At 33.6% G+C, this 22,790-nt stretch carries 16 protein-coding genes and 1 tRNA gene; 11 read left to right on the forward strand and 6 right to left on the reverse strand.

Annotated elements, in window-relative coordinates:
- Positions 1-65 precede the first annotated feature (65 nt).
- Positions 66-362, forward strand: coding sequence for a thioredoxin family protein (locus KWG70_RS05360; RefSeq protein ID WP_028871703.1), 297 nt, complete (start codon positions 66-68; stop codon positions 360-362).
- A 2-nt stretch (positions 363-364) separates the two neighbouring features.
- On the opposite strand, the gene KWG70_RS05365 is transcribed toward KWG70_RS05360, so the two are convergent.
- Both KWG70_RS05365 and KWG70_RS05370 read right to left on the reverse strand, forming a co-directional pair.
- On the reverse strand, positions 365-1,003 hold the full coding sequence (locus KWG70_RS05365; protein ID WP_230934950.1) for a polysaccharide deacetylase family protein: 639 nt from the start codon (positions 1,001-1,003) through the stop codon (positions 365-367).
- A 9-nt stretch (positions 1,004-1,012) separates the two neighbouring features.
- The gene (locus tag KWG70_RS05370; protein WP_230934951.1) at positions 1,013-4,360 is read right to left on the reverse strand and encodes a glycosyltransferase family 117 protein; all 3,348 of its coding nucleotides are present in this window, start codon (positions 4,358-4,360) and stop codon (positions 1,013-1,015) included.
- 150 nt (positions 4,361-4,510) lie between these two features.
- Between KWG70_RS05370 and KWG70_RS05375 the strand changes: the two genes are divergently transcribed.
- Positions 4,511-4,583, forward strand: a tRNA-Gln gene (locus tag KWG70_RS05375).
- Positions 4,584-4,634: 51 nt separating this feature from the next.
- Here KWG70_RS05375 and KWG70_RS05380 read toward each other — a convergent pair.
- The gene (locus KWG70_RS05380) at positions 4,635-5,459 is read right to left on the reverse strand and encodes a universal stress protein (RefSeq protein WP_230934952.1); all 825 of its coding nucleotides are present in this window, start codon (positions 5,457-5,459) and stop codon (positions 4,635-4,637) included.
- A 153-nt stretch (positions 5,460-5,612) separates the two neighbouring features.
- On the opposite strand from KWG70_RS05380, the gene rimP reads away from it, so the two are divergent.
- The 4 genes from rimP to KWG70_RS05400 all read left to right on the forward strand — a co-directional run bounded on the left by rimP (position 5,613) and on the right by KWG70_RS05400 (position 12,856).
- Positions 5,613-6,077, forward strand: coding sequence for a ribosome assembly cofactor RimP (gene rimP / locus KWG70_RS05385; RefSeq protein WP_230934953.1), 465 nt, complete (start codon positions 5,613-5,615; stop codon positions 6,075-6,077).
- A 9-nt stretch (positions 6,078-6,086) separates the two neighbouring features.
- Positions 6,087-7,319, forward strand: a complete 1,233-nt coding sequence (nusA, locus tag KWG70_RS05390; RefSeq protein ID WP_230934954.1) for a transcription termination factor NusA — start codon at positions 6,087-6,089, stop codon at positions 7,317-7,319.
- A gap of 63 nt (positions 7,320-7,382) precedes the next feature.
- Positions 7,383-10,097 (forward strand): translation initiation factor IF-2, encoded by a 2,715-nt coding sequence (gene infB, locus KWG70_RS05395; protein WP_230934955.1) that lies wholly within the window; start codon positions 7,383-7,385, stop codon positions 10,095-10,097.
- A 107-nt stretch (positions 10,098-10,204) separates the two neighbouring features.
- Complete coding sequence (locus KWG70_RS05400) at positions 10,205-12,856, forward strand: hypothetical protein (RefSeq protein WP_230934956.1); 2,652 nt, start codon at positions 10,205-10,207, stop codon at positions 12,854-12,856.
- 1 nt (position 12,857) lies between these two features.
- Here the strand turns inward: KWG70_RS05400 and KWG70_RS05405 are convergent, their stop codons facing one another.
- The 3 genes from KWG70_RS05405 to KWG70_RS05415 form a co-directional block, all read right to left on the reverse strand.
- Entirely contained in the window at positions 12,858-13,160 is a 303-nt protein-coding gene (locus KWG70_RS05405; protein ID WP_230934957.1) for a hypothetical protein, read from the reverse strand.
- Positions 13,161-13,263: 103 nt separating this feature from the next.
- A complete protein-coding gene (locus KWG70_RS05410; protein ID WP_230934958.1) occupies positions 13,264-14,649 on the reverse strand; it encodes a metallophosphoesterase in 1,386 nt (461 codons plus the stop codon).
- Between the two features lie 107 nt (positions 14,650-14,756).
- A complete protein-coding gene (locus KWG70_RS05415) occupies positions 14,757-15,137 on the reverse strand; it encodes an SPOR domain-containing protein (protein WP_230934959.1) in 381 nt (126 codons plus the stop codon).
- Between the two features lie 244 nt (positions 15,138-15,381).
- On the opposite strand from KWG70_RS05415, the gene KWG70_RS05420 reads away from it, so the two are divergent.
- Genes KWG70_RS05420 through KWG70_RS05440 form a run of 5 tightly spaced genes read left to right on the forward strand, consistent with a single transcriptional unit; the run spans position 15,382 to position 22,789 of the window.
- Positions 15,382-16,689: a c-type cytochrome gene (locus tag KWG70_RS05420; protein ID WP_230935022.1), complete on the forward strand. Its 1,308-nt coding sequence runs from the start codon at positions 15,382-15,384 to the stop codon at positions 16,687-16,689.
- A gap of 34 nt (positions 16,690-16,723) precedes the next feature.
- Positions 16,724-19,891: a TAT-variant-translocated molybdopterin oxidoreductase gene (locus KWG70_RS05425; protein WP_230934960.1), complete on the forward strand. Its 3,168-nt coding sequence runs from the start codon at positions 16,724-16,726 to the stop codon at positions 19,889-19,891.
- Between the two features lie 30 nt (positions 19,892-19,921).
- Positions 19,922-21,658, forward strand: coding sequence for an NrfD/PsrC family molybdoenzyme membrane anchor subunit (gene nrfD / locus KWG70_RS05430; RefSeq protein ID WP_230934961.1), 1,737 nt, complete (start codon positions 19,922-19,924; stop codon positions 21,656-21,658).
- Between the two features lie 9 nt (positions 21,659-21,667).
- Positions 21,668-22,198: a DUF3341 domain-containing protein gene (locus KWG70_RS05435; protein WP_230934962.1), complete on the forward strand. Its 531-nt coding sequence runs from the start codon at positions 21,668-21,670 to the stop codon at positions 22,196-22,198.
- Between the two features lie 9 nt (positions 22,199-22,207).
- Complete coding sequence (locus KWG70_RS05440) at positions 22,208-22,789, forward strand: c-type cytochrome (protein ID WP_230934963.1); 582 nt, start codon at positions 22,208-22,210, stop codon at positions 22,787-22,789.
- Position 22,790: the final 1 nt, after the last annotated feature.

A 22,790-nucleotide genomic window follows, 5' to 3' on the forward strand; every position in this document is an offset into this window, starting at 1 on the left:
TTTAAAGTATTACCAAAAAATTGTTTAGGTTTGTATATACATATCTGATTTAAAAGTTTAAACGTATGTCAAAATTTGGGGAACTTATAGACGTGGATATTCCAGTTCTGTTAGATTTTTTCACAGAATGGAATGAACAATCTACTGCAATGCATCCTGTGATGAGAGATGTGGCTGCAGCTCTAGGTGATAAAGCCAAAGTCATAAAAATAGACGTTGATAAGAATAAGGAGTTAGCCGAAGCTCTTCGAGTAAAAGGTTTACCAACTCTTATTATTTACAAAAATGGCGAGATGAAATGGAGACATAGTGGGGAACAGGACGCTAACACACTAATAGGCATTGTTCAAGAGTATATCTAAGATTACAAGGTTTTAAACACAAATCCTTTATCACTGAACAATTCTAACACCTTTGGAAGCGTGTACATCAAATTTCTTGACGCTTTCACGCTATCATGAAACACAATGATACTTCCTTTTTTACTTTTAGACATAACATTCTCAAGGCACTTTTCTTCAGAAATTTCTTTTTCCCAGTCGAAAGACAGTACATCCCACATAATTATTTGATAGCCAAGATTGATGAGTTTTTTCCCTTGTTTTGGCTTTATTTGTCCATAAGGCGGACGAAAAAGAAGCTGAGTTTCAGAGTTTTTATAAGAATTAATAGCGGTTTGGGCAGTTTTGACTTCTTTTAAATAATCTTTGGTCTTAGTTGTCCAACCTTTAACATGATGTTGCGTGTGATTCCCAACTGTATGACCATTATCTATAATATTTTTAAATACATCAGGGTATTTTTCAACATTAGAACCGATACAAAAAAAGGAAGCCTTTGCATTGTAATCGTTAAGCGTATTTAAAGTCCAATCTGTGATCTTTGGTGTTGGCCCATCATCAAAAGTTAAATATAACTCCTTATTATTTGTTGCCACATCCCAAACATAATTAGGGAACATTTTTTTAGCAACAATAGGTGTTTTTACCGGAGCTATTTTCATCTCAATATACTATTGTTGTACACCTAATATACTATCAATAGTATCTTTTTGGAGGTCTCGATCTTCTCTAACAGGCTTCGCGTCTGGTTCTTCCTCTCCAGTAAAATGACTAAATCGTTGTAAATAATTGTTGAACTTTTTCGTTTCTTTTATGGCAAATTCTTCATCATTATATATAACTAGAATATCAACTAAGTTTCTATACCATTCAATATCTGAAACAATTTCTTCTAGATAACGTTCTTGATTTTCAATAGAGAGTTCACTCCAATAGATGAGTTTTTCTTGATATTTCCCTGTGACATCTGTATAGAGTTGTCTCGCTTTTTCTTTATTACCTATTTCATAGTATCCTGTTATGTAGGGTTCTAGTAAGGTATAGAAACCAAACTTATCTACTGGCATTTTCTCTAGGGCTAAGTCGGCTACTTTTTCGGCCTTATCAAGCTGATCTTCATTGATTAACTGTTCCATAAGTCTTGCCAAATTGCCTCTATAGGTAATTCCATTTTTTCTAGTTTCTACGTCATGATAAATTTTGTCACTACCACTATTTCCCCAGTCCCAAGACATAACTTTTTCATACATTAAGTCACTATCAATTCGTCCCATATCAAATGGATTTGCTCGATTAACAGGTGTTTTAATTGGTACCAGTTTATAGCATAAACCATCGAGTTGTAAGTAATCTTTCATCCAGATATAATCTTCGTCACCAAATGCTCCGCCAGTAAAGTATATTGGACGTTTCCAATCATTATTTGCTATGATGTCTAGCATTAACAATCGGTTTTTGTATAGAGCATTACTAGTGATTTTGACATCAATGTAAGGTGCAATTTTATCTTTGTCTTTGTCTTTAACAACACCATTTTCTAAAACATTGTCTTTGTTGACAGGTATTCTAATATTTGATGTTGGCAGATAGTTTGAGTTTTGTAATTGCGCAGGATATGCATTTGGGTTTTCACCTCTACTTTGCATAGCGTATTTAACTTTATACCGTTTATCATCATTGGATATGAAATTCATGAAGTCTTTAATCATCATTGTATCTTGAGTAATCTCATATTTCATGACAACGTCACGTGTTCCAAATTTATATTGATCATGCGTCAACTGTGATGGTATAGGGTCACTCTCATAAGCTTTTCGCTTCATTTGATCTATGTACCAATCGGTTTGAAATAAACTTGTGTTCACGACACGTACATCTGTTCTCACACCTTCAATTTCTTGTAAATACCATAGCGGGAAACTGTCATTATCACCTATGGTAAATAAGATAGCATTGGGCGCGCAGGATTCTAAATATTTCCGAGCCATGGCCTGCGCTGTATATTTTGCTGATCTATCATGATCGTCCCAATTTTCAGCAGCTAAAATCCCAGGCACTAAAATCAAGCAAACTACTGTAATTGCAGGAGCTAAGAATTTTGAATTTGCATATTTCCGAAGTAAATCAAAAATAGCATAGACTCCAAAACCAATCCAAATAGCAAACACATAAAATGAACCTACTACAGAGTAGTCTCTTTCACGAGGTTCAAAAGGTCTTACATTAGTATAAAATTGAATCGCTAGTCCGGTAAATAAGAAAAACACTAATAGGACCCAAAAACGCTTAGGATCTCTTGTAAGAACAAACAAAAAGCCAATAATCCCAAGTATTAACGGTAACATATAATAGGTATTTCTTGCTTTATTATCGGCAACGTCGCTGGGTAAATTGTCTTGAGACATTCCTAAATGCCATTTATCTAAGGGACCAATTCCACTAATCCAATTGCCATGAAGATCATCGTATTTTCCTTGGATATCATCTTGTCTTCCAGAAAAATTCCACATAAAATAACGCCAATACATATAACCTAACTGGTAATCTATCATGTAGTAAAGATTGTCACCAAAGGATGGTTTCTCTATGTCCAAAAAGTCTCGACCAAATTGTCTCAGGAAATTATGGTAATCTTCATAATTTATCTTTCCTTGTGCGACTTCGCTTCTAAATTTATTAACCAAACCACGTATGTCGTTATCCATTTGATATTCGGGTTTGATTTTGAAATCTAACAAGCCAGTAAACATCATGTAATTTTCTGCGTGCTCAGTACTCCACATTCTTGGTAGCCACGATGCTTGAGTAGCGTTGTAATTTTGTTTAGATTTTTCCCAGTTGTTGACAATAACATACTCGCCTTTCTCATGATCTTTCTCATATTTAGGTTTGTCGTCTAAATAAGGATTATCTTCATCTAATCCTGTGTATTGATCTGTAAATAGTGGTCCATAAAACAAATGAGTTTCTGGGTATTGTTCTAAATTGTAATAGGCCAAAAGTTCACGTGCACTTGACGGATTGTTTTCGTTAATTATAACATTAGCATTGGCTCTTATAGGTAGCATTACCCAAGACGAAAATCCGATAAAAATAAAAATCAGGCAAAGTGTTAATGTATTAGCATATTTGTAGCCTTTATTTTTCGTGTATTTTAGTCCGAAGTAAAACAATGCTACAACGACAATTCCAGCAATTATTGAACCTGAGTTAAAAGGAAGACCGATAGTATTAACAAAGAAAATTTCCGAAGCACTAAATAATCTAAGTGCATTAGGCAGTAATAATTTAAATATAAATAATAAAATGGCGGCGGCAATAACATTAGCCAGAATAAAGTTTCCTACAGTGATATTTTTATAATTCTTAAAATAATAAATAAGAGCTAAAGCAGGAATGGTAAGAAGACCCATGAAATGAACACCAAACGATAGACCAATAACGAAAGCAATTAATATTAACCATCTATGACCTCTAGGTTCATGCATGTCTTGTTCCCATCTTAAACCAAGATAAAAGAGGATTGCCATAATTAAAGTAGCCATAGCATACACTTCGGTTTCTACGGCATTGAACCAAAAGGAATCTGTAAATGTAAAGGCTAAACTACCAACCAAGGCACTACCTAAAATAGCAATATATTGATGCTTTGAAAGTACTTTATTGGTTTCATTTTCCTTTCTTGGATCGGCAATAAGAACAATCTTTCTTAATAATAAACTAATGGACCAAAACATGAATAGTATGGTAAATGCACTTGAAACAGCACTCATCATATTTAGCATCATACCAATTTGAGCAGGTTCTAGAGCAAACATTGAGAAAAATGCGCCTAACATTTGAAATAGAGGTGCTCCAGGAGGATGCCCAACTTGTAGTTTTGATGACGTCAATATGTATTCTCCTGCATCCCAAAAGCTAACTGTTGGCTCTATTGTTAATGCATAAGTAATTAAAGCTATGGTAAAAGCTAGCCATCCTAAGATGGTATTCCATTTCTTGAAGTTGAAATGTGTCATAAAAATAGTCTATTTAATGCGAGCGAATTTACTAATAAATATGATAAACGCTATAGATTTTAAGTAAACGTTACCATTTTTTAATTATTTTATAGAAATTTTTTTGCGCAAATCAAACTTTGTACTAAATTTGCATCCTCATTTAGAGAATGGCCTATGGTGTAACTGGCAACACGTCTGGTTTTGGTCCAGAAGAGTCTAGGTTCGAGCCCTAGTAGGCCAACAAAAAGTCTTCCAATTTTGGAAGACTTTTTCTTTTTATTAAAATTTCAAACTAAATCTTAAAGGTAATTACTGGTCTATTGGCATGATTTACTAAGTCTTCGCTAATACTTCCATTAAAGAAATGTGCTATGCCTTGTCTACCATGAGTGCTAATCCCTATTAAATCGGCATCGATTTGTTTAGAATAATTCAACACGCCTTTTTCAACAGACTCGTCATTATAGATATTAACAGTGTAGTTTTTAAAACTATAGTCTTCTATAAAGTTGTTAATTCTGTCATTTGCTTTTTTGGTCGTTGTAAAATTACTAGCTGTATTTACCATAAGCAAATGTAATTGTGCACCAAAAGCTGTAGCAAATTCTGTGGCTTGGCGATAGGTCTCTTTATTATCATTTTTAAAATCTGAAGCAAATACAATATCATCTACACTAAAATCATCATGATTATTCTTAATCACTAATACAGGTACGTCTGAGTTGCGAACTGCTTTTTCGGCATTGGATCCAACAAACATTTCTTTAAAGCCACTAGCACCATGCGAACCCATAGTAATCATGGTAATACCGTGTTCTTTGCATATTTCTGAAATACCATTAAAAGACCCATCTGGTTTCACAATCTCGTGTACATTTAAACCTTCGAGATAAGGACTATTCATAATGTCTTCAAATTTCTGATGTGCCATTTTCATAAAAAACATGACCTCTGGCACTTCAGCTTGAGTGCTTACAGCATCAATCTCTTGTAATGGGATTTCTAGCATGTGTAATAAGTAAATCTCACTACCATGCTTTTTTGCAATTTGAGAGGCCACTTTTAATGCATTTTCCGCCTCTTCTGAAAAATCAGTTGGAACTAGTATTTTTTTCATATTGATGTAGTTGATTTGTAGTATATAAATTTAATAATAAAAATCGACATAGGCGCAGTTGTAAAAATCAATAAAATTGTTGTATATTTGCAGCGTTGTTTGAAGAAAAAAGAATAATGAGCGGACGAGAAGTCCGCTCTTTTTATACTAAAAATGTTCAGAGAAACTGTAAAAAATTTATTAGAGGAAGGATTAAAACAACGTGAAGACCTGTTTTTGATCGATTTTGATGTGTTAGCAGATAACTCAATAAAAATTGTAATTGATGGAGATAATGGTGTTTTAGTAGAAGATTGTATGTTTATTAGTCGTGCTATTGAGCACAACTTAGATAGAGAAGAACACGATTTTTCTCTTGAAGTATTATCCGCTGGAGCAACAGCGCCATTTACAAATAAAAGACAGTACAAAAAAAATATAGGGAGAACACTTAGTGTTAAAACCACCGAAAATGAAACCATCGAAGGGACGCTTACTGAAGCTAATGATGATAAGATCCTTTTAGAATGGAAAGCTAGAGAGCCTAAGCCCGTTGGTAAAGGCAAAGTAACCGTAAAAAAGCAAGCTGAGATATTGTATGATACGATTTCAAAAGCTCAAGTTGTAATAAAATTTTAATTCATAGTTATGGAAAATATTGCGTTAATTGATTCTTTTTCAGAATTTAAAGACGATAAGTTAATAGATCGTGTAACGTTAATGGCGATTTTAGAGGATGTGTTGAGAAATGCACTGAAAAAGAAATATGGTGATGACGATAATTTTGATATTATTATAAATCCTGACAAAGGTGATTTAGAAATTTGGAGAAATAGAATTGTTGTTGCAGATGATGAAGTTGAAGAACCTAATCAAGAAATTGCATTATCTGAAGCTCAGAAAATTGAGCCAGATTTTGAAGTTGGAGAAGATGTTGCCGAAGAAGTGAAGTTAGTTGATCTTGGTCGTCGTTCTATTTTAGCATTACGTCAAAACTTGATCTCTAAAATTCATGAACATGACAATACAAACATCTATAAGCAATTTAAAGAGCTAGAAGGTGAGATTTATTCGGCTGAGGTTCATCATATTCGCCATAGAGCGATTATACTTTTAGATGATGAAGGTAATGAAATCATCCTTCCAAAGGATAAACAAATACCTTCCGACTTTTTTAGAAAAGGAGAAAATGTTAGAGGAATTATTGAAAGTGTTGAATTAAAAGGAAATAAACCTGCCATTATTATGTCTCGAACTGCACCAGCATTTTTAGAGAAATTATTTGAGCAGGAAATCCCAGAAGTATTTGATGGTTTAATTACAATCAAAAATGTGGTTAGAATACCAGGAGAGAAAGCTAAAGTAGCTGTAGACTCTTATGATGATAGAATCGACCCTGTTGGTGCGTGTGTTGGTATGAAAGGTTCTAGAATTCACGGTATTGTTCGTGAATTAGGTAATGAGAATATTGATGTTATTAATTATACTAATAACTTACAATTATTTATTACTAGAGCACTAAGTCCAGCTCGAGTAACGTCTATTAAGTTAGACGAAGAAAACAAACGTGCTGAAGTATTACTAAAACCAGAAGAAGTGTCAAAAGCTATTGGTAGAGGTGGTCACAATATTAGATTAGCTGGTAAATTAACCGGTTATGAAATTGATGTATTTAGAGAAGGTGCAGAAGAAGATGTAGAATTAACTGAGTTCTCAGATGAAATCGAAAGATGGATTATAGATGAATTTAGTAAGGTAGGTTTAGATACTGCTAAAAGTGTATTGGAACAAGATGTTGACGACCTTGTAAAACGTACCGATCTTGAAGAAGAAACAATATTAGATGTTATTAGAATTCTTAAAGAAGAATTCGAAGATTAATGCCAACTTAGTATTATAAAGTTAATTTGGTAGAATAGATTTTTAAGTTATATTACACAATTTATGGCTCAAACGAGATTAAATAAAGTATTAAGGGAATTAAATATCTCTATAGATCGCGCTGTTGATTTTTTAGAATCAAAAGGTGTCGAGATAGAGAAGAGTCCTAATACAAAAATATCAGAAGAGGTTTATACGATTCTTTCCAACGAATTTCAAACCGACGCGAGTAAAAAAGTAGCTTCTTTAGAAGTTAGCGAAGCAAAGCTAAAGGAAAAAGAAGAACTACGTGAGCAACGTGAGCGTGAATTGGAAGAAAAAGCTCAAAAAGAAGCAAAGAGTCGTGAAGTGGTTAAGGCTAAAGCAGAATTAAGTGGCCCTAAGCAAGTTGGAAAAATCGACTTAAATAAAGAAAAAGAGGACGCTCCAGCAGAGGAAGCACCTAAAGTAGAGAAACCTAAAAAGGAAGTAGCTCCAAAGGTTGAAAAACCTAAGAAAGAAAAACCTGTTGAAGAAGCGCCTAAAAAAGAAGTGCCTAAAGCTGAAGACAAGCCAAAAGCAAAAGAAGCGCCTAAAAAGGAAGTAGAAGAGCCAGCATCTGAACCTGTAGAGGAAACGCTTAAAACAAAATACAAGAAACTTTCCGGACCTAAAATTGCTGGTGATAAAATTGACTTATCTCAGTTTAATAAGCCGAAAAAGAAAAAAGAAGAAAAGAAACCTGATTCAGATTCTGATAATAAAAAGAAAAGACGCCGTATTAGTAAAGGGCCATCGGGAGGTGGAGATAATAGATCTAATAACAGAGGTGGAAACCAAAGAGGTGGTTACAAAGGCAAAAATCAAGGCAAATCTGTTGTAAAAGAAGAGCCAAGTGCAGAAGAAGTACAAAAACAAGTACGTGAAACCTTAGAAAAACTTCAAGGTAAATCCAATAAAGGAAAAGGTGCAAAATACCGTAGAGAAAAAAGGGAGCAACATAGAGAGCAAACTGAAAAGGATCTACAAGCTGAAGCAGCAGAAAGCAAAATTCTTAAAGTAACAGAGTTTGTTACAGCAAGTGAGGTAGCAACGATGATGAATGTGTCGGTTACCGAAATTATTTCTGCATGTATGTCATTGGGTATGATGGTGACTATGAACCAACGTTTAGACGCTGAAACCCTATCTGTTGTTGCAGATGAATTTGGATATGAAGTTGATTTTGTCACTGCTGATATTGAAGAATCTATAGAAGAAGTTGAAGATAAGCCAGAAGATTTAATACCTCGAGCTCCTATTGTGACTGTTATGGGTCACGTAGATCACGGTAAGACATCGTTATTAGATTACATACGTAAAGAAAATGTAATTGCTGGTGAATCTGGAGGAATTACTCAGCATATTGGAGCTTATGGAGTTCAGTTAGATAATGGACAAAAAATAGCCTTCCTTGATACGCCTGGTCACGAGGCCTTTACAGCCATGCGTGCTCGTGGTGCTCAAGTTACCGATTTAGCAATTATTGTTATTGCAGCAGATGATGCCATAATGCCACAAACAAAAGAAGCAATTGCCCATGCTCAAGCAGCAGAAGTGCCAATTGTATTCGCGATAAACAAAATTGATAAACCTGGAGCAAATCCTGATAAAGTAAAAGAAGGATTAGCTAATATGAATTTATTAGTTGAAGATTGGGGCGGGAAAATCCAATCCCATGATATTTCAGCTAAAAATGGAACAGGTATTAAAGAATTATTGGAAAAAGTATTGCTAGAAGCCGAATTATTAGAGCTTAAAGCAAATCCTAATAAAAATGCTAATGGTACTGTTGTAGAAGCGTTCTTAGATAAAGGTCGAGGATATGTGTCTACTATCTTAGTACAAGCCGGAACATTAAAAGTTGGTGATTACGTACTTGCTGGTAAAAACAGTGGTAAAGTAAAAGCAATGCATGATGAACGTGGTAATGAAGTTGAAGCGGCTGGACCATCAACACCAGTATCGATCTTAGGATTAGACGGAGCACCACAGGCAGGTGATAAGTTCAATGTCTTTGAGGATGAGCGAGAAGCCAAGCAAATTGCTGCGAAACGTACACAGTTACAACGTGAGCAATCTGTTAGAACACAACGTCATATTACACTTGATGAAATTGGACGTCGTATTGCACTTGGTGATTTCCAAGAATTGAATATTATCCTTAAAGGTGATGTGGATGGTTCTGTTGAAGCATTGACAGATTCATTCCAGAAATTATCTACCGAAGAAATTCAAGTAAATATCATTCATAAAGGTGTTGGTGCTATTACCGAAAGTGATGTGTTATTAGCAACCGCTTCAGATGCGATTATTATCGGGTTTAATGTAAGACCAATGGGTAATGCACGTCAAATTGCTGATAAAGAAGAAATCGATATCAGAATGTACTCGATTATCTATGATGCGATCAATGATCTTAAAGATGCAATGGAAGGTATGTTATCGCCAGAGCTTAAAGAAGAGATTACTGGTACTGCAGAAATTAGAGAGACATTTAAGATTTCTAAAATTGGTACTATTGCAGGTTGTATGGTAACCAACGGAAAGATTTACAGAAACTCTGGAATTCGCCTCATTAGAGATGGAGTTGTAATTCATACTGGTGAATTGGTATCATTGAAACGTTTTAAAGATGATGTTAAAGAAGTGTCTAAAGGATACGATTGTGGTATGCAACTTAAAGGTTATAATGATATTCAAGTTGATGACGTTTTAGAAGCCTTCCAAGAAGTTGAGGTTAAGAAAACACTCAAGTAAATAGAGTTTTACATAGTTTTATAAATTTTCAAATTTTATTCTCCCTATAATATAGCTTTTGAAAATTCAAGCAATTTATGTTTATTACAACATTGATAGTTTAATATATGGGAGAAATAATTGAAAATCATGAAGGTTTATTTGTTGGTTTATCGTCAATACCAATTTATTCAAATGAGAAATTTGATATATCAAATTTCAGCAACAACATTATAGATAAAACCTTTGCTCAGTTTAGAGAGGAGTTAAAAAATAATCTTAAGGATAAAGATCAGTTAGATGATGAGCTTTATAAGTCCATAAATTTTTATGCTTTTGGGTTCTTTAATTTAATTACGTTTAGTTTCATTGATGATTTTCACTTCGGAAACTTTTCTTTCAGACCTTATAATAAACATATTGGCGAGGGTGTCAATAATTCAAATTTTCAATTTCAAGTTGTTAATGGTTATAACTTAAGGTATAATAATGAAAACCTGACAACGCAACTTGAGGAGTCACCATTTATTTGTGTTTGTAAACTAAAAATTAATTCTTCTTTATTAATAGGAATTGGTCGTCAAGTTATAGAAGAGATAATTAATGAATTGAAGGCTACTTATTGTGATCAAAATTGTAGATTAATTATTTCAGAATCTTTTTCGTGGCACGAAATCACGGTAATACTTATGAGTGATAACTTAACCTCGATTATGGAAAGGGTTAAGAAGATGCGATTTCAAACTACAGATACTTTTCAATGGGATGTAGATTTAAAAAATAGTTTAGCAAGTTTCTTAACAAATGAGAATACTGAGGGGATAAATATATTTACTGATACAGAATCTATTTTTGGGATTAATCCAAAATTTTTCGGAAACCAGCTAGGGAAGAAGACAGCGTTTTTTAAAAATTATGAGAAATTAAAAATTGATGATGAGATAAAGATTTCTACTAAAATACAAATGAAAACGGGTCATGCTAGCCAGATTCAAAAGGAGTTTTTTGAAAATGAAAGCGTTAAAGCGTTAATCGAAGAAGGCCTCAATATTACTAGTGGTAGAAGTGATTATACATTTAGGTATAAGCAAAATTCTATAATTAACTATATCAATTTTTGGGATTTAGTTATAAATGATAAAAGTATTAAGAATGTTATAAATTCTAATGTTAGGAAATTACATTCTAATATCAGTATGAAATTCAATGGTTCAGTTGATTGTAAGCTTAATACTGATATGCATGCCAACTTGTTTAAGAAATTAAAATTTAGTGGAGTTGAGATAGGAGTCATCGAAAGCCAACTTAAAAAATTAAAGGTTTCAAAAGAAATAAGTAATTCAGTTCTTACGCTATATACTAACTTTAATGATATTATATGCGATGTTAATTTATATTGTTTTTATATAGATCTTAAATCCTTATTGGATAGTTTAAAAGGTATTATTTATAGATTATCTAACTACTCCAGTAATCATGATCAAATGTTTTCTGGAAATAGTATCTTTCAATATAGAAAAGTTACCGAGATTTCAAAAATGTTACTATTGTATATCCGTAATTTTCAAACGGCTTATGGAAATAGGTTTTTAGATAGTAAGAGAAATGGTTACAATTTAGATACTAAAGGAGAGTTTAATGGAGGGGTTCATCAGGTTATACATGCTTATGATTCGCTGTTTAAGATTGCATCAGAATCTCTACGATTAGCAAACATCTCTAATTCTAAAGATTATTTACCTATTGCTTCTTTTGGTGATTATGAAAATGGCATAAAGGCCTCTATTAACAATCTACACCTAAATTATTTTCAATTATTTCAACCCGAATTCTTCTTATTTAGTATGATAAAGGAGAGTATAAATGCGCTGTTAGATTTTTCTTGGTTGGAAAAGACTGATGATGGTATTCAAGCAGAAGAACTACTTGCACTTGGAAAACTCAAAAGAGAATTAGCTATTAGTATAAATAGTGAACCGAGTCTAAAAAACAAGGAGTTACTCTTTGAGTATTTGCCGCCGGAAAAAATAGATAGAAAAATCAACTACTTTTTATATTATTCAACCTTTATAGAATTAATTTGGAAAGATGATATTGAAACGTTTACATTCTGGTTATGGAATGTGTACATTCAAACCTCAAATCTATACAATATAGATGGTACAATTAGGATAGATCTCTTCAAAGAACATTTTGCTGCTTATTATATATCTGTTAGACATTTATATCTTAACCAGGATAATATAAATCAAGTCATAACAACTTTGATAAAAGATACGATTACTTCACCAGATTTACTGTTTTATATTTTTGATAAAACAGATGGTGAAGACAGTGTTTTTGAAGAGTGTGATAAATTATACAATTACATTTTAAAAAATGATAATGAGTATAAAATATTACAGATATTAACAGTTTATAAAAATCATGCCAATAAAATGAAGCTTGGTGATTTATCAGATAATGACTTTTTTAATAAGGTGTCTAAGCTGATTACAACCAATATAGTTTTGTTTAAAGATATGATTGAGAGCTCAGGAGATGGAGGTATAACATCCTACGTTAGAAAGCCTGCATCTGGGCACGGAATTTATAAAGATAACTATAGTGATGCTGTTTTTGATCCTCACGGAGGTCTTTTTGTCAGGGAACCCAATTTAAGAAAAAAGTTTTTATCCCTAAGGATGAACATCATTAATGAAGCCAGAGATATAAGTTATAAATATAAAATAGCGTTTTACAAAAAGGAGATAGAAAAAAATAAAAAGGAGGGAAAATAAGCTATTCCTCATCAAACATACCAATATAAGTACTCAAGTTCTCCACTGAAGGAACTTTAAATTTTAAATTTTCTTTTTGTTCTTTAAAGCGAGCAAGATCTTCATTTTGCAATGCTTTCATTTTGTCTGAATGCTTTTTGGTGAGTGCTTCAATGATTTTTTTATTGCTAGGGTTTCCATACCATTTTCTAAGGTCTAAATACAGAGACCTATCATAAAAAGGAGGCAAACTTTCGACTTTTGATGCATAAAAATCACCCCAAAAGGGGTAAATAGTGATATATTGTTCAAATAACTCTTTCACGACTAAAGTTTTGGTTAAACTATTCTATAAAGATACTAAAATTACACTTTTTAACTGAAATCTTAACGTTTATTAGCAATATTAATCGCTAACTACCAGTTTTTTACACTTTTTTTAACAAGCTTTGAAGCTCTTTTCTAATGTGTTTTGTAAGCATTGGATTTTTTAATAAATCTTGTTCTGTTAAATAAATCCCTTCAATTATATCATTTACTTTTTCATCATCGATTGTTTCAAATTGGTTTAAATTCATTAGTGTTTCTTTTTTACGCTCAGAACCAGTTTTTGATAATCCGTTATTTAATTTTAAATCATAATAAAGATCAATGTTTGTATAATTGGAATTTATTTTGTCTATGTATTTCTGATCTTTAAAGATTCGAATTCGTTTATTAATCTTGTCAAAATTATTTTTTAGTAAAGTTTTTAAAGGAATATCATATATAATAAAATACTTTCTAAATAGATCTACCTCAATTAAATTTACGCTACTAATCGAAGATTTCGATTGCTTGGTATAAACACCATTGCTAGTATAGTATGGAGGATCAAAAAGTTTACCGTGAGTATGACCATTTAAAACTAAATCATTGTTACTAATTCGTTCATAAAAACTTGTGTTTTGTTTACAGACAAAATCTGTCGTTAATTGAGTTTTAAAATAATTATTATACTCTTTTAAACTACTTTCATTGATTTTTTTTTGCACTTCTATTTCAATAGAGTTTTTATCATGCCAATTTAGAAGTCTTGGAAAATGATGAAAGAGTGAGAGGGAAAATGTCGTGTTATTTTCTTTATTCTCAATAGAAGGAAGCATTTTGTAGATTTCAGAATTGATTTTATTACCAACTGAAATGTTTTCATAATCCGTTGGGTATATAGGAAGTTTTCCATCACTTAAATTTTTCCAATCTTTGTTTGACATAGACAACCACGATGTATTAAACCAGCTTACTAAAACTTTACCATTTCCAATATTGAACTCATCGAAGCCAATAGTAGAATCCCCGTTTCGAATAGCGCCTATTTCACTACAAAAATGATTGTAAGCTTTGAAGGATGACTCAAGCTTGGTTTGAAATTCATCAACAATTTCATAATTAGGAATCCATTGCTCTTTTAATATGGAATTTTTATTTATTTTTTTTTCTAAAACTTCGAATGTATTATTAAAGTCTGAATCATGATTGCCAGGTGCACAGTAGATTTTTGTTATCTTATCTTTGCAGACTACTTTCGATAAGTCTTTAATTAATTCAATTGCAATGTTATGATTGGGCTTACTATTAAGATTTACTGAACCGTTTCTGTCCATCATATCACCTGTAATTGACAATATATCCAAGTGTTCTCTGTCTTTTGAGTTTAAGAAGTATTTTAAATTTTGGATTAAGTTTTTTTTTGTTGCTTTATATTCTTTTTTTTTAGAAATCTCTTCATTTAAATGCCAGTCTGACAATTGAAGAATATATATAGGATTAGGCATAAGCGTTGAGTTAGTTTAGTTAAATTTAATAAAACCTTATACTATAACAAAAAAAAGCAACTTAATTAAGTCGCTTTTTTTTGTTATATCTATTGAATATCAATCGTTTAATTGTCCTTTTTTGGTTCAAAAACCATAGCTTTCGAAAACTTCTTCTTAATTTTTAAAAGTGCTATATCTGCTTCTAGTCGCGTGCTGAAATTACCAACCCAAACTTTATAATTTGGTGTTTCATATACCACATCGGTTGGCCATTGAGAAAATGTATTGCGAAACTTCTGCTCTAATGCCATCGCTTTTGAACGTGACCCAAAATCTAATTGAATCTTATATAAATCGACCGTCTTTACATCTTTTTTATATTCTAATAGCTTAGTAATATCACTATCTTGGTCAATAGTAACAGTACCTTCCTGAGCAAATGCTTGATTTCCAACTGCCAAGAACACCAAAATTAAGACTACTATTTTAAGGATATTTGCTTTCATATTTTTTGAAATTTAGTACAAAGAAAACGATTTTTTTTAACTGTTGTTTCCTTAGTCAAAATTAATAACTAAATTGGGTGCCAAATTATTATTTAGAATCCTTATAAATTATCAATTAACAGTTCTGTAACATTTTCAAAATCGACTTTATATGTTATTTTTGCATGAGATTTTACAAACGTTTTTTTCAATAGCAATAATGAAAAAATCATACCAAAGTTTAGAAGATAATTCAACTAACAATATGATACAGGTGATTTACCGTCAACTAGCCTCAAAGATTCCTTATTTAGGACTGGTTATTTTACTCACGTTTACTACTTCACTTAACGCTCAAGAAGGTGATCCTGCAAAAGGAAAAGCTTTATTCAATACCAATTGTGCTTCTTGCCATAATCTTGATAGAGATATGACAGGACCAAAACTTCGATATGTTGAGTCGAGACTTGAAGAAGAGCAAGGTTTAGATAGAGAGTGGTTAACAAAATGGATTAGAAACAGTGCAGGTCTTATTAAATCTGGAGATGCATACGCTAATCAGGTATTTAACGAATGGAATCAAACACCAATGACTGCATTTGCAGCTTTAGAAGATCAAGATATTGCAGATATTTTGGCTTGGACAGCAACTGATCCAATTGTTACTGAAGATGATGGACCAGATACTCCAAAAGAGCCAGTTGAAGGTGGAATCTCAAACAAATTAATTCTTGGTGCTTTAGCTGTTTTGTTTGCATTATTGGCTATGGCTTTAGTGTTGGTAAGACGTACTTTAAATCGTTTTGCTGAAGAAAAAGGAATCGAAGCCGCTTCAAAAGACAAGAGTATTTCAATATGGAAGGCGTTTGTACAAAACCAATTCTTAGTATTGGTGACAGCAATTTTCTTCTTATTGGCAAGTGCTTATTTTGTATATGGTTATTTATCTCAAATAGGTACAGATCAAGGTTACGAGCCTGTGCAACCAATACATTATTCACATAGAATTCATGCTGGAGCAGCTGAAGATGGTGGTAATGGTATTGACTGTAAATACTGTCACTCTTCTGCTAGAGTAAGTAAGCATTCAGGTATTCCTTCATTAAATATCTGTATGAACTGTCATAAAACGATTTATCAAGTATCTCCTGAAACGCAAAAGCAAGGTTTAGAAGAATTTGGTAAAGATTACAATGCCGAAATTCAAAAACTATACAAAGCTGTTGGTTGGGATGAAGCAACACAATCGTATACAGGAGAAACTGAACCAGTAAGATGGGTTAGAATACATAACCTTCCAGATTTCGCTTATTTCAATCACTCTCAACACGTTGAGGTGGCTGGAGTACAGTGTCAAACATGTCATGGCCCTGTTGAAACAATGGAAGTGATGTATCAGCATGCGCCTTTAACTATGGGATGGTGTATCAACTGTCACAGAGAAACAGAAGTTAACGTAAAAGATAATGCGTATTACACAAAAATACATGAGCAATTATCTAAAAAATATGGTGTAGATAAACTTACAGCTGCTCAAATGGGTGGACTAGAATGTGGTAAGTGTCACTACTAATAAAATTTAATAAGAAGTAATTCAATTATATAATATGTCATCAAACAAGAAATACTGGAAAAGTGTTGAAGAGCTAAAAGAGAATAGCTCTATTGTTGAGACGCTAAAACAAAATGAATTTGTTGAAGAGATTCCTACTGATGAATTTTTAGGAGATAAAAAAACATTAGAATCGTCTTCTACAACGCGTCGTGACTTTTTGAAGTATGTAGGTTTTAGTACTGCTGCTGCATCTTTAGCAGCTTGTGAAGGACCTGTAATTAAATCAATTCCTTATGTGGTTCAGCCAGAATCTATTGTTCCTGGTGTTGCCAACTATTATGCAACAACAATTGCAAATGGTTTTGATTTTGCTAGTGTTTTAGTAAAAACACGTGAAGGTCGTCCAATCAAAATTGAAAACAACAACTTAGCAAAAACAAACAATAGTGCTAATGCAAGAGTTAACGCTTCTGTGTTAGGATTATATGATAGCTTAAGAGTTCAAGGTCCAATGAAAGGCGGCAGCGCTATTTCATGGGAGACTTTTGATGCTGAAACAAATCAAGCCTTAAACAATGTAATGACAGCTGGTAAGGAAATTGTATTGTTAACACAAACATATGCAAGTCCTTCTACCTCTAAGTTGATTTCTGAATTTAAAGCGAAGTACGGAAATGTACGTCATGTTGTGTATGATGCTGTTTCAGAATCTGCTGCGTTAGATGCTTTTGAAGCGAAGTATAATACTCGTGGAATGGCAAATTACGATTTTTCTAAAGCCATGACAATTGTTTCAGTTGGAGCAGATTTCTTAGGAGATTGGCAAGGTGGTGGATTTGATGCTGGATATGCACAAGGACGTGTTCCGAAGAACGGAAAAATGTCTCGTCACATTCAGTTTGAATCAAATATGTCACTTACTGGTGCAAACGCAGACAAGCGTGTGCCATTGACGCCAACACAACAAAAACATGCTTTAGCAAAACTACATAGTTTAGTGGTTGGTGGAGCTGCATCTACAGATTTACCAGAGCATATAGATCAAGCTGTTCAAAAAGCAGCTTCAGAATTGAAAAGAGCAGGAAGCAATGGTGTTCTTGTTACTGGTATTCAAGATGTAAATGCACAAACAGTTGCATTAGCGATTAATGAATCACTTGGAAGCAAGGCATTCGATCCAAATACTCCAATTTTAACAAGACAAGGTAATAATGCTTCGGTTACTAAATTAGTAGCAGATATGAAAGCTGGTCGTATTGGTGGTATCATCATGAGTGGTGTTAACCCAATGTACACATTGCCTAATGCTTCAGATTTTGCTGAAGGTCTTGGTAAAACAGACTTATCAATAGTATTTTCAATGAAAGCAGATGAAACGGCTTCTCTTGAAAGCGTTGATTATATTGCAGCAGCACCTCACTACCTAGAGTCTTGGGGAGATGTTGAATTTAAAAAAGGACATTATAGTTTAATGCAACCAACGATTCGTCCGTTGTTTGATACACGTCAATTTCAAGACGCTTTATTAAAGTGGACAGATAATGGCATGAACTATCGTGAATATATTAAAGAGGCTTGGGGAAGTAGTATCCTTACTGGATCATCTTTCAACAAGGCTTTACAAGATGGTGTTTATGTTGGTAGCATTGCTACTGAAACTGTAGATACAACATCAGATACTGATTCTTCTATAGATGATTTATTAGGTGAATCTGTAACAGCAGTTTCTGCAGGAAGTGCGGCAAGAGCATTAGCGTCTTCTAAGTCTTCTGGAGATTTAGAATTAGTTCTATACACTAAAACAGGAATGGGTGATGGTCAACAGGCTAATAACCCATGGTTACAAGAATTCCCAGATCCTATTACAAGAACATCTTGGGATAACTACTTAACAATGTCTGCAAAAGATGCAGAAAAGTATCAGGTTAAGAATTATCATGTAGCAGATGGAGGCTTAAATTCTAGCTTCGTAGAATTAACTGTTAATGGAATTCCTGTTACGATTCCTGTTATTATTCAACCAGGACAAGCACAAGGTTCTATAGGTTTAGCCTTAGGATATGGTCGCAAAAATGGATTGAAACCAGAAATGCAGACTGGAAAGAATGCATACCATTTCTATAAAGATTTTAATACAACTCAAACAGACGTTTCATTAAAAGATATTGGTGGAGAACACGAATTTGCATGTGTTCAATTACAAAATACCTTAATGGGTCGTGGAGACATTATAAAGGAAACAACTTTAGAAATCTTCAATACTGAACATAGAAATGTTTGGAATAAAGTACCAACAGTATCTTTAAATCATGAAGAGGTTGAAGTCACATCTCCTGAAGTTGATTTATGGGATGAGTTTGACCGTTCAATAGGACATCACTTTAACTTATCTATAGACTTAAATTCTTGTACAGGTTGTGGTGCATGTGTAATTGCATGTCATGCCGAAAACAATGTCCCTGTAGTTGGTAAAGAAGAAATTAGACGTAGTCGTGATATGCACTGGTTACGTATTGATAGATATTACTCTTCTAATGATACATTTGAAGGTGATGTTAAAGAAAAGGAAAGTGCAGATGGATTAGGCTTAGGAAACTTCGTATTTGGCGATGGTGAAGGCGATGGTTCTTTATCTACATTTGCTAGATTAGAAGATCCAGCTGATAATCCGCAAGTAGCTTTCCAACCAGTAATGTGTCAGCATTGTAACCATGCACCTTGTGAAACTGTATGTCCTGTGGCTGCAACATCACATGGTCGTCAAGGTCAAAACCATATGGCATATAACCGTTGTGTTGGTACACGTTACTGTGCAAATAACTGTCCGTATAAAGTACGTCGTTTCAACTGGTTCTTATACGCTCAAAACGATGAGTTCGATTACCACATGAATGACGATTTAGGTCGTATGGTATTGAATCCAGATGTAACAGTTCGTTCACGTGGTGTTATGGAAAAATGTTCTATGTGTATTCAAATGACACAGAAAACAATTCTTGATGCGAAACGTGATGGACGTCCAGTTAAAGATGGTGAATTCAAAACAGCATGTTCTGCAGCTTGTAGTAGTGGCGCTATGGTGTTTGGAGATATCAATAACAAAGACAGTAAAGTTGCGAAACTTAAAAAAGATGATCGTATGTATCACTTATTAGAAAGTGTTGGTACTAAACCTAATGTTCAGTATCAGACTAAAGTGAGAAATACTAAAGAAGCATAAAAATTAATTAAGAAACAATTATAATAGATTATGGCGTCTCATTACGAAGCACCTATTAGAAGACCCTTAGTTACAGGAGAAAAATCATATCACGATGTATCGGTAGATGTGGCTGCACCTGTTGAAGGAAAAGCAAATAAATCTTGGTGGATTGTATTTTCAATAGCACTTGTCGCTTTCCTTTGGGGAATTGGGTGTATTATCTATACAATTTCTACAGGTATCGGAACTTGGGGTTTAAATAAAACCGTAGGTTGGGCTTGGGATATTACTAACTTCGTTTGGTGGGTTGGTATTGGTCACGCAGGAACCTTAATTTCTGCTGTACTTTTACTTTTCCGTCAAAAATGGAGAATGGCGATTAACCGTTCTGCAGAAGCAATGACAATTTTCTCGGTAGTTCAAGCAGGTTTATTCCCAATTATTCACATGGGTCGTCCATGGTTAGGATACTGGGTATTACCAATTCCAAACCAGTTTGGTTCATTATGGGTTAACTTTAACTCTCCATTACTTTGGGATGTATTTGCGATCTCTACGTATTTATCGGTATCATTAGTTTTCTGGTGGACTGGTTTATTACCTGATTTTGCGATGATTCGTGATAGAGCTGTAAAACCATTCCAAAAGAAGATTTATTCATTATTAAGTTTTGGATGGTCTGGTCGTGCTAAAGATTGGCAACGTTTTGAAGAAGTATCATTGGTACTTGCAGGTTTAGCAACACCATTAGTACTTTCTGTACATACTATTGTATCGTTTGACTTCGCCACATCGGTAATTCCTGGTTGGCATACAACCATTTTCCCTCCATACTTTGTTGCTGGAGCGATTTTCTCAGGATTTGCTATGGTGAATACCCTTCTTATTATCATGAGAAAAGTATGTAGCCTTGAAGATTATATTACAGTACAACACATCGAGTTAATGAACATCGTCATCATGATTACGGGTTCTATTGTTGGTGTGGCATATATTACTGAGTTATTTATCGCTTGGTATTCTGGAGTAGAATATGAACAATATGCATTCTTGAATAGAGCAACAGGTCCTTATGCTTGGGCCTACTGGATGATGATGTCTTGTAACGTGTTCTCACCTCAGTTTATGTGGTTTAAAAAATTAAGAACGAGTATTATGTTCTCATTCTTTATATCTATTGTAGTAAACGTAGGAATGTGGTTTGAGCGTTTCGTAATTATCGTAACATCATTACACAGAGATTATTTACCATCATCTTGGACAATGTTCCAACCAACATTTGTTGATATTGGAATATTTATTGGAACCATAGGATTCTTCTTTGTATTATTCCTATTATATGCTAGAACATTCCCAGTAATTGCTCAAGCTGAAGTGAAGACAATATTGAAATCTTCAGGTGAACGTTATAAGAAAATTAGAGAGCGTGGTGATAGTTTAGTTGGAACAGGTGCAGATACAAGAACATCAAATGCTACAGCCGATGTTAAGACTGAAGTAGTTAAAGATGTTTCAGATGAAGATAATTCAGCTAAAGTTGACGATTTATTAGGAAGCATTGGTGCTTTTGATCCAAATACGCAAACTGCTGATGACTTGAAAAAAGTAAATGGTATTGGTCCAAAAATGGAAGAAGTACTTAATAGTATTGGGATCTATACATTTTTACAGGTTAGCAAGATGACAAAAAGAGAATATGACTTGTTAGATTCAATTACAGGTTCTTTCCCAGGAAGAGCAGAACGTGATGACTGGTCTGGACAAGCTAAAAAATTAATAAACTAAAAATAGTACATGGAAGCTTCAAAAGTAATTCACGCTATTTATACAGATGACGATGTTTTAATGGCTGCCGTTAAAAAGGTAAAGTCTGCGCATCATCATATTGAAGAAATTTACACGCCTTTTCCAGTTCACGGATTAGACAAGGCAATGGGATTAGAGCCAACAAGAATAGCTATAGCATCATTTATCTATGGTTGTATTGGTTTAACAGTAGCAATTGTCATGATGAATTTTATCATGATCGAAGATTGGCCTCAAAACATTGGTGGAAAGCCAAGTTTTAGTTATATCGAGAATATGCCTGCGTTTGTACCAATTATGTTTGAGCTTACTGTATTTTTTGCAGCTCACCTAATGGTTATTACATTTTACTTAAGAAGTAGAATGTGGCCATTTAAAAATGCAGAAAACCCAGACCCAAGAACTACAGATGACCATTTCTTAATGGAAATTGCAGTTCATGATAACGAACAGGAACTCTCTAATTTGTTAAAGGAAACGGGAGCAGTAGAAATTAATTTAATTGATAAAGCGCATTAATTTATACAGATGAAAAGCTTATTTAAAATAATAGTGGTATTAATGGTATTTGCAAGTGTTGTGGCCTGTAAGAATGACACAAGACCTAACTATCAGTTTATGCCAAACATGTACGAGCCTGTAAGTTATGAAGCTTACCAAGAGGCTGAAATTGTAGTTGATGGTCAACAAATGCTCATTGAGGATATGGAAGCACAATTACCTGCCGAAGGTAGTATTCCTAGAGGTGGTCACATGCCATTTGAAATTGAGAATACTAATGAAGGTTATATCCTAGCTAAAGAAACATTAACCAATCCTTTAGACTCTACGCAAATTGATAACCCTAGAGGAGGGAGATTATACGATATTTATTGTGGTATTTGTCATGGTAAAAAAGGAGATGGTCAAGGGAATTTAGTTAAGCGTGAGAAAATATTGGGTGTGCCAAGTTATGATGATGCTGGGAGAGCAATTACTGTTGGAAGTATTTATCATACCATTTACTATGGAAAGAATTCAATGGGTTCATATGCTAATCAATTAAATGAAGAAGAACGTTGGCAGGTTGTTGATTATGTGTTGAAGTTGAAAGCTGATTTAGAAAAATAAG

Source organism: Psychroserpens luteolus (assembly GCF_021032705.1).
GTDB classification, from domain to species: Bacteria; Bacteroidota; Bacteroidia; order Flavobacteriales; family Flavobacteriaceae; genus Psychroserpens; species Psychroserpens luteolus.

Coding starts and splice junctions, on each gene's coding strand:
- KWG70_RS05360 (WP_028871703.1), top strand. CDS start 66: ATGTCAAAATTTGGGGAACTTATAGACGTGGATATTCCAGTTCTGTTA.
- KWG70_RS05365 (WP_230934950.1), bottom strand. CDS start 1,003: ATGAAAATAGCTCCGGTAAAAACACCTATTGTTGCTAAAAAAATGTTC.
- KWG70_RS05370 (WP_230934951.1), bottom strand. CDS start 4,360: ATGACACATTTCAACTTCAAGAAATGGAATACCATCTTAGGATGGCTA.
- KWG70_RS05380 (WP_230934952.1), bottom strand. CDS start 5,459: ATGAAAAAAATACTAGTTCCAACTGATTTTTCAGAAGAGGCGGAAAAT.
- rimP (WP_230934953.1), top strand. CDS start 5,613: ATGTTCAGAGAAACTGTAAAAAATTTATTAGAGGAAGGATTAAAACAA.
- nusA (WP_230934954.1), top strand. CDS start 6,087: ATGGAAAATATTGCGTTAATTGATTCTTTTTCAGAATTTAAAGACGAT.
- infB (WP_230934955.1), top strand. CDS start 7,383: ATGGCTCAAACGAGATTAAATAAAGTATTAAGGGAATTAAATATCTCT.
- KWG70_RS05400 (WP_230934956.1), top strand. CDS start 10,205: ATGGGAGAAATAATTGAAAATCATGAAGGTTTATTTGTTGGTTTATCG.
- KWG70_RS05410 (WP_230934958.1), bottom strand. CDS start 14,649: ATGCCTAATCCTATATATATTCTTCAATTGTCAGACTGGCATTTAAAT.
- KWG70_RS05415 (WP_230934959.1), bottom strand. CDS start 15,137: ATGAAAGCAAATATCCTTAAAATAGTAGTCTTAATTTTGGTGTTCTTG.
- KWG70_RS05420 (WP_230935022.1), top strand. CDS start 15,382: ATGATACAGGTGATTTACCGTCAACTAGCCTCAAAGATTCCTTATTTA.
- KWG70_RS05425 (WP_230934960.1), top strand. CDS start 16,724: ATGTCATCAAACAAGAAATACTGGAAAAGTGTTGAAGAGCTAAAAGAG.
- nrfD (WP_230934961.1), top strand. CDS start 19,922: ATGGCGTCTCATTACGAAGCACCTATTAGAAGACCCTTAGTTACAGGA.
- KWG70_RS05435 (WP_230934962.1), top strand. CDS start 21,668: ATGGAAGCTTCAAAAGTAATTCACGCTATTTATACAGATGACGATGTT.
- KWG70_RS05440 (WP_230934963.1), top strand. CDS start 22,208: ATGAAAAGCTTATTTAAAATAATAGTGGTATTAATGGTATTTGCAAGT.